At 60.5% G+C, this 12,084-nt stretch carries 8 protein-coding genes and 2 tRNA genes; 2 read left to right on the top strand and 8 right to left on the bottom strand.

The genetic code is table 11. From position 1 onward, the window contains the following. Positions 1-62: 62 nt before the first annotated feature. The 4 genes from VC35_RS15335 to VC35_RS15350 all read right to left on the bottom strand — a co-directional run bounded on the left by VC35_RS15335 (position 63) and on the right by VC35_RS15350 (position 4,665). Complete coding sequence (locus tag VC35_RS15335) at positions 63-1,358, bottom strand: virulence factor family protein (protein WP_046041190.1); 1,296 nt, start codon at positions 1,356-1,358, stop codon at positions 63-65. Next, the gene (mprF, locus tag VC35_RS15340) at positions 1,358-4,000 is read right to left on the bottom strand and encodes a bifunctional lysylphosphatidylglycerol flippase/synthetase MprF (protein WP_046041191.1); all 2,643 of its coding nucleotides are present in this window, start codon (positions 3,998-4,000) and stop codon (positions 1,358-1,360) included. The genes VC35_RS15335 and mprF overlap by 1 nt, the downstream gene beginning before the upstream one ends. A gap of 279 nt (positions 4,001-4,279) precedes the next feature. After that, positions 4,280-4,356 (bottom strand) — tRNA-Met (locus tag VC35_RS15345). A gap of 232 nt (positions 4,357-4,588) precedes the next feature. Continuing rightward, a tRNA-Met gene (locus tag VC35_RS15350) sits at positions 4,589-4,665 on the bottom strand. A gap of 300 nt (positions 4,666-4,965) precedes the next feature. Between VC35_RS15350 and dinB the strand changes: the two genes are divergently transcribed. Continuing rightward, positions 4,966-6,027, top strand: a complete 1,062-nt coding sequence (dinB, locus tag VC35_RS15355) for a DNA polymerase IV (RefSeq protein WP_046041192.1) — start codon at positions 4,966-4,968, stop codon at positions 6,025-6,027. Positions 6,028-6,097: 70 nt separating this feature from the next. Here dinB and VC35_RS15360 read toward each other — a convergent pair whose 3' ends face one another. The 4 genes from VC35_RS15360 to VC35_RS15375 form a co-directional block, all read right to left on the bottom strand. After that, on the bottom strand, positions 6,098-7,051 hold the full coding sequence (locus tag VC35_RS15360; RefSeq protein WP_046041194.1) for a hypothetical protein: 954 nt from the start codon (positions 7,049-7,051) through the stop codon (positions 6,098-6,100). Between the two features lie 19 nt (positions 7,052-7,070). Next, positions 7,071-8,786: a proline--tRNA ligase gene (locus VC35_RS15365; protein WP_046041196.1), complete on the bottom strand. Its 1,716-nt coding sequence runs from the start codon at positions 8,784-8,786 to the stop codon at positions 7,071-7,073. 143 nt (positions 8,787-8,929) lie between these two features. Beyond that, the gene (locus tag VC35_RS15370; RefSeq protein WP_046041198.1) at positions 8,930-10,489 is read right to left on the bottom strand and encodes an AmpG family muropeptide MFS transporter; all 1,560 of its coding nucleotides are present in this window, start codon (positions 10,487-10,489) and stop codon (positions 8,930-8,932) included. Between the two features lie 44 nt (positions 10,490-10,533). Further along, on the bottom strand, positions 10,534-10,887 hold the full coding sequence (locus VC35_RS15375; protein WP_046041200.1) for an MGMT family protein: 354 nt from the start codon (positions 10,885-10,887) through the stop codon (positions 10,534-10,536). A 163-nt stretch (positions 10,888-11,050) separates the two neighbouring features. Here VC35_RS15375 and VC35_RS15380 point away from each other — a divergent pair, with 163 nt between their 5' ends. Next, positions 11,051-12,058 carry a DUF481 domain-containing protein gene (locus VC35_RS15380; protein ID WP_046041202.1) on the top strand — a complete coding sequence of 336 codons (1,008 nt, stop codon included), beginning with the start codon at positions 11,051-11,053 and terminating at the stop codon, positions 12,056-12,058. The last annotated feature ends 26 nt before the right edge of the window (positions 12,059-12,084 follow it).

The following is a 12,084-nucleotide window of genomic DNA, read 5'->3' on the forward strand; positions in this document are numbered from 1 at the left end:
GGTCGAATGTAAAAAGCCCACGCTACCGTGAGGTAACGAGGGCTTTTTTCGGCTGGCTCAGATCACTCTGTAGCAGCCGTTTCCTTCGCCTGACGTTTCTCGATCACATCCACCAGGCGCTTGGCCAGCGCCGGGTAGTTCTCGTCGAAGTGGTGGCCGCCAGGCAGCTTGATGGCTTCGCCCACCGCCGTCTTGTCGGTGCAGCCACTCTCGTCGGTTTCTTCCTCGCCGTAGATGCACACCACTTTGGCGGCTGGCAGCTTGGCCATTTCCGGGCCGGTAGCGGCTTCCTTGCCGGCGTTGCCGAGCCAGCCTTCGACTTCGATCTCGAAGCTGCCGGTACGGGCGAAGGCCAGCAGGATAATGGCGTCGACGCGTTGCTGTTCCGATTCGGCCAGACGGTTGTAGATCGCCGGCAGTACGTCGGCGCCGAACGAGTAGCCGGTCAGGATGAAGCGCTTGGTGCCCCATTTCTGCCGGTAGTGTTGCATCAGTTCAGCCAGGTCCAGCGCGCTTTGCTCGGGGCTCTTGTGCTGCCAGTAGTAGCGCAGGGTGTCGATACCAACCACTGGGTAGCCGATCTTGGCCATCTCGCCCGCCACGTCGCGGTCGAGGTCGCGCCAGCCGCCGTCACCGGACAGGAACAGGGTCACGGTGTCCCTGGCCTGGCCTGCCGGCACTTCGACCACCGGGATCTGCAGGCCGCCAGCGGCTTTGTCGCCACCGACGAGGATCTTGCGCAGTTCGTTGTTCAGCACTTGCGGCAGGTTGATGTCGTAGTCGCTGATGCTGGTCTCGGCGTTCGGTTGATCACGCACGAAGCCGGCACTGGTGTCGTCCGGGTTGTCGTTCCACGCCGCCAGCCAGTGGCCGTGGGCGGCGCTTTTCGGCAACAGGTGCGTGCAGCCACCCTTTTCCAGGGCCAGGTCGACCGAGACGGCGTAGGCCTTGTCGTCCTTTTGCTCGGACAACCAGCGCCAGGCCAGCACGGCGCCAGGGCCGATGCCGCTGACCAGGGTCGCCGGGCCTTTGAGTTCCCGCAGACCTGATTGCAGGGCGCGGCTTTGCAGCAGGCAGTCCTTTGGCAGGATCACCTGGACAATTTGTGCCGCGCCGCTACGGCTCAGGGTGATCAATTGCTTGTCGCTGAGTTTCTGGTCTTCGTTGACCGCCACCAGCACCTGGGCGCGTGGCGTGGTGCCGGGGATGACACGGGTCATCGCCGCACCATCGGCCGGGGTCAGCAATTCGAGGGTCGGTTCCGGTGCCGGGCGTTTCAGGTACCAGTAACCGCCACCGAGAATCAGGGCCACTATCACCAGCGTGCCCAATACATACCGCAAGGAGCGTTGAATCATCAGCGTTTCACCAATCCGGTCAAGCCGCCCGCGATCAGGGCAGCAGTGTCGGCCAGCGCAACCAGCGGATCGAGTCCGGCGGGCACGGCCATATAACGGGGTTCCCAATCAGGCTGGAACTTGTCTTTGAAGCGTCGCAAGCCCTGGAAGTTGTACAGTTGCTCACCGCGGCGGAATACCATCGAGCCCAGGCGCTGGGTCAATGGCGCGCCGCGACGGGGTTGCAACCCCGACAACGGCACCATGCCCAGGCTGAAACGCGCGTATCCATGGTTTTTATAATGTTGAATCAGGCCGACCATCATGAACTCCATGGTCAGCTTCGGGGCATCCGGGTGCGCGCGCATCAGATCAAGGCTGGCCAGGTCATGGCCGTAGGTCTCGAGCAGGTTGGCGAACGCCACCGGGCGACCTTCGAAACGAATCACCGCGATGCGGAAATGCTTGAGGTAGTCATCGCTGAAGCGGCCCAGCGAGAAGCCTTTCTCCCGGACGTTCTTGCCGGTCAGCCAGGCATCGGAAATCACCTTGAGCTCATCCATCGGCGCGTGGCCCGGCTCATGGATTTCCAGGGACAGGCCGTCACGGGTGCCACGGTTCCAGGTGTAGCGCAGGTCCTTCATCTCTTTGCCCTTGGCTTCGAGATCAAAACGCTTGAGATCGACCCGGGCTTCTTCGCCGAGCTTGATCGCGGTCAGGCCGATGTCCATGTAGTACGGCAGGTTCTCGGCGCGCACTTGATAGAACACGGGACGGGCGTGGTGGATGTCGCACAGGTCGCGGAACTGCCAGATCATTTCCGCCCGTTGCTGGCCCGGGCCGATCGGGTCATACAGCGCCACCAGGCTGCGGCCGCGACGGGCGTACATCAGGAACGCTTCGTCATTGGTGTGAAACAGCAGCGCCTTGTCACCGGTCAGGGCCAGGCCACCATCCGGTTGAGCCGATGCCATGAGGATCTTGCTGGCGCGCTCCAGTTCATCGGGCATGGGCAGGTGAATGACCGGACGTGCAGTGCGCAGCAGCCAGGTCAGGGACACCACCACGAGCAGCACAGCGGCGCCGAGCAGCGAGCGCAGGCCGCGAGGGGCGTCGGCGTCGAGGGTGAACTGCCACCAGAGTTGGTGGCTGTAGGGAACGTCCTGATAGGCGAACAGCAGCAACCAGATCGACGCCCCGAGCACGCACAGGCTGGCCACCAGGTACAGCGGCGAGAACGGTACTTCGGTCAGGCGGCTGGGGCGATAGAACGAGCGGCGGAATACCCCGAGCAGGCTCGCCGTCAGCACCATCAGGCTGGCTTCTTCCCAGTCGAAGCCTTTGAGCAGCGAGAGCAGGGCACCGACCAGCAGCAGAATGGTGGTCAGCATCCACGCGGCCGACAGCCGGCGACGCAGTCCTTGGGCCAGCAACAGGCAAAGCACGCCGACCAGGCTGGCACCGAAGTGCGAGGCATCGACCAGTCGATGGGGGATCAGAAAGCCAATGTGTTCCAGGCGGGTATCGATTTCCGGGGTGGCGCCGGAGAACAGCAGGACAACGCCGGACAGGAATACCAGCACCGCCAGTATCGGAGCCGCCAGGCCCGAGGCCGCGCGCAACGTCTGGCGTGTCTGGAACAGGCGCTGGCCTTCATTGATCAGCAACAGCAGGCAGGCCACCAGCAAGGGCAGGACCACGTAGATCAAGCGATAGAGCAGCAGGGCGGCCGCCAATGGCGCAGCGCCCAGGGTGTCGGAAAACGCCGCCAGCAATATTGCCTCGAATACCCCGACACCGCCCGGCACATGGCTGAGTACGCCAGCGGCCAGGGCCAGCAGGTAAACCAGAAGGAACGCGCCGAAGGGCGGTGTTTCCGGCAGCAGCAGATAGAGCACGGTGGCGGCGGCCGCTACGTCCAGGGCGGTGATGATCAATTGCAGGAATGTCAGGCGACGCCCGGGCAGGCGCAAGGTGCGACGCCCGACCCTGACCAGCAGGTTGTCCGGGTATGGTTGCTCCGGCAGCCGACGACGGTAGATACCGATGGCCAGCACCGAAAACAGCACGAGCACGGCGCTCGCCACCACGCCCAGCAATGTCTCGGAGAGCCCCAGGGCGGTGGATGCGGCTGGCAGGTCGCTGAGCGTCGCCAGGGCAGCCAGCGGCGGCAGGGCGCAACCCAGCGAGAGGCTGGCGAACAACGTCATGCGGGCGACTTCAGCCGCTCCCAGGCCATGACGGGCATAGAGGCGATAGCGAACCGAACCGCCCGACAACATTGAAAGACCGATGGCGTTGCCGATGGCAAAGGCCGTGAAACCACCCAGCGCCAAAGTGCGCGGTGTCAGGCTCACCCCGGCATAGCGGCTGGCCGACCATTCGTAGCCGAGCAGAATGATGTAACCCACAACGGTTGCAGCCAGTGCGCCCATCAAGGCAGGTTTGGGAACGTCGAGGATTGAGTCGTGCAGCGCGTAAAGGTCGAGCTCGCTCAACAGGTGGCGACAGGCAATCAGCGCAATCGCGAACAATAGCAGGGTGACCGCCAGGCCAATGGGTTGACGGTATTTGCTCAATCGATCAAGCAGGCGCAAGCGCTCGGCATTGATCGGTTGTGTCGCTGTGACAGTGTCTTGTGAATCAGACGAGTTGGCGCGCATCAATCACCTCTTGGATTGTGCGCGACAGGATGGAGGTATCCAGCCAAGTTACCAATCCCTGTAGAAAAAAATAATCACAAATATTAACGCCTATCACCGGGCAACGGGGACGGCGCGTCATCAGTCGTGAAGGCTTCAGCCTGCAATAGAGCATAGTCTGAACCCGGCGCATGGGTGCTTCCCAAACGACTTGCTACACAGTGACAGGTCATTGTTGCGAAAGGACTTTTTCAACAGATACAAAAAAGGCCACTCTTTCGAGTAGCCTTTTTTGATGTTTGGTTGCGGGAGCCGGATTTGAACCGACGACCTTCGGGTTATGAGCCCGACGAGCTACCAGACTGCTCCATCCCGCGTCTGTGTGGCGGCATTCTATAGAGATACGCCGGGGTGTCAACCGTTAATCCTGAAGCAGGTCAAATAAACGTTGAATCGCGTCAAACGGTCGCAGGGATGGCCTAAGTTTCGGAATCAGAACGATTTCCGATTTCGGTCTCGTTGAGCGTCCAGGCCGTGTTTCGGCGTTCGATGCTACAAAATGAGCACGCACAAAAAAGGCCACTCTTTCGAGTAGCCTTTTTTGATGTTTGGTTGCGGGAGCCGGATTTGAACCGACGACCTTCGGGTTATGAGCCCGACGAGCTACCAGACTGCTCCATCCCGCGTCTGTGTGGCTCATTCTATAGAGATGCGCTCGGGTGTCAACCTCAATTTCCGATAAAACCTCTTCCCGTTCAATCGGTTAGCGTTCAAAAGGGGAGGCCGATCGGTCTGTGAGGCAGGCAGGGCAAGGCCTGTGGGTCTATTGAAAGCAACTTTTCGATTGAAAAAACAAATTCACAATCGACTCTTCCTACGATTGGAAAAGAACATTCAGACTACTGGTGCTATATACAGGTGTCGGTGAGATACTGTTTATCCGGCACGCCATGACGCCTTTTCTTTGCCATGAACACGGCTTTGCTATGACTCAACGCAAGATCATCCACGTCGATTGTGACTGTTTCTATGCAGCCATCGAGATGCGCGACGACCCACGCCTCGCCGGTAAACCACTGGCGGTAGGTGGGTCGGCGGACCGGCGCGGGGTGATCGCCACCTGCAATTATGAGGCGCGGGCGTACGGGGTGCGTTCGGCGATGTCCTCCGGGCATGCCTTGAAGCTGTGCCCCGACCTGACCATCGTCAAGCCACGCATGGATGCCTATAGAGAAGCGTCCAGGGAGATTCACACGATCTTTCGCGATTACACCGAGATCATCGAGCCGCTCTCGCTCGATGAGGCGTACCTCGATGTGTCGGACAGTGCGCATTTCGGTGGCAGTGCAACGCGCATTGCCCAGGACATCCGACGCCGGGTCTCCAACCAGTTGCATATCACCGTGTCGGCGGGCGTGGCGCCGAACAAGTTTCTGGCCAAGATCGCCAGTGACTGGAAAAAGCCCAATGGCCTGTTTGTCATCACTCCGGACCAGGTCGAGGACTTTGTCAGCGGTTTGCCCGTGAACAAGTTGCACGGGGTCGGCAAAGTCACCGCCGACAAGCTCGGCAAGCTGGGGATCACCGATTGCCTCCAATTGCGCGAGTGGGACAAGTTGGCGCTGGTGCGTGAGTTCGGCAGCTTTGGCGAGCGACTCTGGAGCCTTGCCCGTGGGATCGATGACCGTGTGGTGCACAACGACAGTCGTCGTCAGTCGATCAGTGTTGAAAATACCTACGACGTTGATCTGCCGGACCTGAAGAGCTGCCTGGACAAGTTGCCCGAGCTGCTGGAGACCCTGGCGGGTCGCATGGCGCGAATCGACAGCAGCTATCGTCCGGGCAAGCCATTCGTCAAAGTGAAGTTCCACGACTTCACCCAGACTACATTGGAGCAGGCCGGGGCAGGGCGGGATCTGGGGAGTTATCAGTTGATGCTGACCCAGGCCTTCAATCGCGGCGGTAAACCGGTGCGGTTGTTGGGGGTCGGTGTGCGGCTGGAGGACTTGCGGGGCGGGTTCGAGCAGATGGAGTTGTTTGAGCGGTAGCGGAAGATAGAGGTTTGGTGGTGAATGTCAGGCCGCCTTCGCGAGCAGGCTCGCGAAGGCTTCTGGCTTTTTAGTTCAGCCCCGGATTCGCCACCAGTCGCTCGCCATTCCGGGTCAGCGATTTCAGGAATTCGGTCTGCAATTCGGGATCATTGCGCGTCAGTTCGATCAGGCTCTGTTCCAGTTCGCTGGCTTCTTCTTCAAGACCCAGCTCCGACAAGCGCTTGACCCGGTGGACCCACTGATTGACTTCGTCGCCTTCGAGATCGTCATAAATCAGCCCGTGGGCCTCATAGAGCTTGCTGCGCAAGGTGCTGCTGACGGCTAGCGAGGAGTCGGTGTGTACGTCGTCCTGGGCATCCTCGACACGAATCAGCAATCGGCTCAGATGATTGATGTCATGTTCGGCGAACGGATTGTCCAACAGATTCAGGCGCAACACGCCGTTTTTGTCGGTGGTCAGTTCGAAGGTTTCCTTGCCGGCCTTGACCTCGACCGGGCGCTCGCTCCAGGGCAGGCTTGAGTACTCCGTGCGCTTGTCGCGCTGGACTTCATCAATACCGGCCAGGTTCTGCTGCGCGCGACCGTGGGACTGCGTGTTCATGAACGGGTTGAGCCCGGCGAAACCGTAGCTCAGCCAGTCCTTGGTCACGCTGTCCGGCAGATTGCCGAGGGCGAACACATTGACCACGTTGGCACCGACACCCGCCACCACGGCCACCGCGCCCAGCGGGATTTCGTAGATCTCCCGCCAGGGTTGGTACGGCGTATAGCGGTCGTAGTGACGCGTGACTTCGTATTCAGTGACTTCGAAAGTCTTCTGCTCGTGGATTTTCACCCGCCGTTGCGGCAGCTCAAGCACCTTGGGCTCACCGACATCGATCTGCAGGCTGTGATCGAGCAATTTGCGCTCGACCCGTTCCTCTTGCTCGCTGCGTTGCGACATGTGGTTGGCACAGCCGCTGACCAGCAGGGCGCCGCACAAGGCGGCACCACCGAGGCCTAAGGTGTTTCGCTTGAACATGACGTCTCTATATCTGCTATCAGCGGCGGATGCGGGCCTGAAGGAAGGACAGCACGTCGGCGACCGGTAGCGCTTGTGCGTCGGCCTCGGTACGGCTCTTGTATTCCAGGTTGCCTTCGGCCAGGCCGCGGTCGCTGACCACGATCCGGTGTGGAATGCCGATCAGTTCCATGTCTGCGAACTTGATGCCCGGGCTGGTTTTCTTGTCGCGGTCGTCCAGCAGCACTTCGAAGCCGGCAGCGGTGAGTTCCGCGTACAGCTTGTCGGTGGCTTCGCGAACCTGCTCGGTCTCGTAGCGCAGCGGCACCAGGGCAATCTGGAATGGCGCGAGGGTGTCGCTCCAGATGATCCCTTTTTCGTCGTTGTTCTGCTCGATGGCAGCCGCCACCACGCGGGACACGCCGATACCGTAGCAGCCCATTTCCAGGGTGACCGGCTTGCCGTTCTCGCCCAGCACTTCGCATTTCATCGCTTTGCTGTACTTGTTGCCCAGCTGGAAGATGTGCCCGACTTCGATGCCGCGCTTGATCTCCAGGGTGCCCTTGCCGTCCGGGCTCGGGTCGCCGGCCACGACGTTGCGCAGGTCGGCAACGGTTGGAACAGGCAGGTCGCGCTCCCAGTTCACACCGAAGTAGTGTTTGTCATCGATGTTGGCACCGATGCCGAAGTCGCTCATCAGCTCGACCGAACGGTCGATGATGATCGGCAGCGGCAGGTTCAACGGGCCGAGGGAACCGGCACCAGCGCCGATGGCGTCGCGTAGTTCGCTTTCCGATGCCATGACCAGAGGGCTGGCAACGCCTGGCTGGTTGGCAGCCTTGATTTCGTTCAGCTCATGGTCGCCACGGATGATCAGGGCAATCAGCTTGCCTTTCTCTTCAGCGTGCACCACGAGGGTCTTGATGGTTTTCTCGATCGGCAGGTTGAAGCCTTCGACCAGTTGCGCAATGGTCTTGGCGTTCGGGGTGTCGACCAGGCGCAGCTCTTCGCTCGGTGCGGCGCGGGAAGTTTCGCGGGGCACGGCTTCGGCTTTTTCGATGTTGGCGGCGTAGTCGGAGCCGTTGCTGAAAACGATATCGTCTTCACCGGACTCGGCCAGCACGTGGAACTCGTGGGAACCGGCGCCGCCAATGGAGCCGTTGTCGGCTTCAACAGGGCGGAACTTCAGACCCAGGCGAGTGAACACGTTGCAGTAAGCCTGGTGCATGCGGTCGTAGGTAACCTGCAGCGAAGGCTGGTCAGCGTGGAACGAGTAGGCGTCCTTCATGATGAATTCGCGGCCGCGCATCAAGCCGAAACGTGGGCGGATTTCGTCACGGAATTTGGTCTGGATCTGGTACAGGTTGATCGGCAGCTGCTTGTAGCTGCTCAGTTCGTTGCGCATCAGATCGGTGATGACTTCTTCGTGGGTCGGGCCTGCGCAGAAGTCGCGACCGTGGCGATCCTTGAAGCGCAGCAATTCAGGGCCGTACTCTTCCCAGCGCCCGGATTCCTGCCACAGCTCAGCCGGTTGCGTGCTCGGCATCAACACTTCGAGAGAGCCGGCGGCGTTCATTTCTTCACGAACGACGGCTTCGACCTTGCGCATTACCCGCAAGCCCATCGGCAGCCAGGTGTACAGGCCCGAGGCGAGTTTACGGATCATGCCGGCGCGCAGCATCAGCTGGTGGCTGATCACGACCGCATCGGAAGGCGTTTCTTTTTGTGTGGCGAGCAAAAATTGACTGGTGCGCATGGTTGGCCGTTATCGATTGCTGATGACGAGAAATGACGGAGCATTGTACGGGCGAGATCCGCTGGCGTACAGGCGTGCGGTCGGTAGTGTGGCAGGAGGGCGGGATTCACTCCTCCCTCCGCGACTCTTCCTGCGTAAAGAGCCTACGATTCTTCGGCGACCGGGGTCTGTACTGGTTCCGGTGTCGGAGTCGGGCCTGCGCGGCGGTTCTCCTGGAACCAGTGCAAGGCGATCAACAGCAGGGTCGGGACGCCTAGCAGGGCGGTGATCAGGAAGAAGTTGTGGTAACCGAATTTTTCCACCATGACCCCGGAGTAGCCGCCGATCAGGCGTGGCAGCAACAGCATGATCGAGCTGAGAAGGGCGTATTGGGTGGCGGAGAACTTGAGGTTGGTCAGGCTCGACAGGTAGGCGACGAACGCCGAGGTCGCCAGGCCCGAGCTGAAGTTGTCCAGGGAGATGGTCAGCACCAGCATGTTCAGGTTGGGGCCCATGTCGGCGAGCATCAGGAACAGGATGTTGGTCGCCGCGGATGCGACACCACCGATGAACAGGATCGGCAGGATGCCGAAACGCACGATCAGCAGGCCGCCCATGCCGGCACCCACCAGGGTCATGATCAGGCCGAAGATTTTGCTGACGCTGGCGATCTGGTCCTTGGTGAAGCCCTGGTCGATGTAGAACACGTTGGCCATCACGCCCATGACCGTATCGGACATCCGATAGGTAGCGATCAAGCCGAGCAGCAGCAGCGCTTGCCAGCGGTATCGCAGAATGAAGTCGTTGACCGGTGTAAGCACTGGCGCCAGGCCACGACGGCCCATGGCCGAGAGGCACAGGGCGGTGAGGGTGGTGTAGAGGATCGCGCGCAGGAAAGCGCGGTCTTCGAGCAGCAGGTCAAGCAGGCTCACGCCCTGGAACAGCACGCTGGCGAAGTCGGTGTTGTAGAGCTGGGTGAACATGGCCGGCACCGAAACCAGCAGCACGATCAGCACGAACACCGACGCCAGTTGGTGCGCGAAGCTGTAGCGCCCGGCCTGCAGTTGCGTGCGCAACGGTACTGGCGGTTCGCGCATGAACAGACTGGTCAGCAGTGCCGGGACCATCAGGGCACCGAACAGGATGTAAGTGCCAGCCCAGGCCGAATGCTTGTAGTTGAAGCCGGTGGAGCCAAAGCCTTCGGCGAAGAAGAGCGCGCCTGCGGTAGCCAGCAGCGCAGCGACCCGGTAACCGGACATGTAGCTGGCGGCGAGCGCGGCCTGGCGGTTGTCTTCGGCGATTTCCAGGCGGTAGGCGTCGACCGCGATGTCCTGCGTCGCTGATGCGAAAGCGACGACGACGGCAATGGCGATCAGCCAGGACAAATGCTTTTGCGGGTCGCAGAAACCCATCCCGATCAGGCCAAGGATGACCAGTGCCTGAGACAGCACGAGCCAGGATCGTCGTCGACCGAGTTTGCCGAGCAATGGCAGTCGCCATTGGTCGAGCAAGGGTGACCAGACCCATTTGAAGGCATACGCCAGGCCGATCAGGCTTGCATAGCCAATGGTTTCACGAGCCACGCCAGCTTCACGCAGCCAGACTGAAAGTGTCGAAAACACCAGCATGTAGGGCAGGCCGGCGGCGAAACCAAGCAGCAACAGCACGAGTGTCGAGGGGCTGGCATAAGCGGCGAGCGCGGCGCGCCAGGTTTTACGGGGCATGGGCTGGAGTCTGCCTCAAGAAATACGGAAACAAAGCGCGCACTCTAACCGCTGTGCTCTACCGGACGCCAGCCATGGCGCTGAATATCAACACGATTGTTCAGGATACTGATGCCCTCCATGCGTAATCGTGCGCGCTGCTCATCACCCGAAGGGCTGCCCGCCGGCAGGCTGATACGCCCGTTTGCGCCTAGAACACGGTGCCAGGGCAACTTGCTGTCGCCGGGCAGTTGACTGAGGGTGCGCCCGACCCAGCGGGCGGCGCGACCCAGTCCTGCAAGCTCGGCCAGTTGGCCGTAGCTGACGACTTTGCCCTCGGGGACTTGTGCCAGTGTCAAATACAACGCCGTGCGTCGGATTTGCGCTGCGCTCTCGGGTTCATCGGTTGGATCGGTCACGTCCGTCAGTCCTGAAGAAATGTGCTTTACCGTCTGTAGAGTAATTCCCGCACAGGAAGTTGAGAAATGAACTCAACAGAAATAGTCGGGTCAGTCCTTGTCAGGGCTTTGTTCCTACGGATAATGCGGACTTTTCTTGCAAGCCTGAGCCCGTATTTTGCTTATGTTGTCCAGATCCCTGCTGTGTCTCGCCGTCCTTGGTGCTTCCACTCCCTCGCTAGCCGATACCGTGTGGTTGAAGAACGGTGACAAGCTGAGCGGCAAGATTACGCTGTTCGATGGCGGCAAGCTGCTGATCCAGACCGAATACGCCGGTGCGGTGACGATCGACTGGAAACAAGTCAAGACCCTGGACAGCGATCAGGAGTTGCTGGTCAAGCAGGATGCCTACAGTGGCGAGAAAGCCAAATCGCTGAAGGCGGCGGACGACGGCAAGGTCACGCTGGCCAACGGCGAGGCACCGAAGACGGTCGAACTGGCGAGCATCCAGCAGATTCTCAAGCCAAAACCGGTGGTCGAGGATCTGGTGTGGAAAGGCAACGTCGATGTCGCGCTGGATTATCAGCGGGCGGAAAACGACACCGATGACTACGACATCGATTTCAAGACCAGTGCGCGACACGGGCGCTGGCGGCACACCGCTGAAGGTGAATACAACCGTGAGTTCCAGGACGACGTGGTGACCACGGACAACTGGCGGGCGGAATACTCCATCGACCGATTCCTGACCGAACAATGGTTCTGGCAGGGGCGCCTGGTCTACAAACGCGACAAGATCGAAGGCCTTTCCCGGCAACGCACGGTCGGTACCGGTCCCGGCTATCAGTTCTGGGATAACGAGCTCGGGGCGTTCTCCCTGGGCTCGCTGAACAACCGTACGGACTATGAATTTTCCGATGGCGGCAAAGACAACTTCTACGCCCTGGCCATGAAGTGGGACTACAACCGCTACCTGGTCGGCAAGCGCGTCGAGTTCTTTACCAATGGCGAGGTTGGTAAGCCGCTGTCGGGTGTGGCCGACTACGCGCTCGATGCCGAGATGGGGTTGCGCTACAAGGTGACTGACTGGGCTTCGCTGAACCTGAAGGCGGAGCGCGATATCATCAGCGGCACTGACGATGCGGATCTGGACAAGACACGCTACACCGCAGGGTTTGGCGTGACCTGGTAAGAGCAAAAAAAGATAGCCGCCTTCGA

This window comes from Pseudomonas fluorescens, assembly GCF_000967965.1.
Classification (GTDB): Bacteria; Pseudomonadota; Gammaproteobacteria; order Pseudomonadales; family Pseudomonadaceae; genus Aquipseudomonas; species Aquipseudomonas grandcourensis.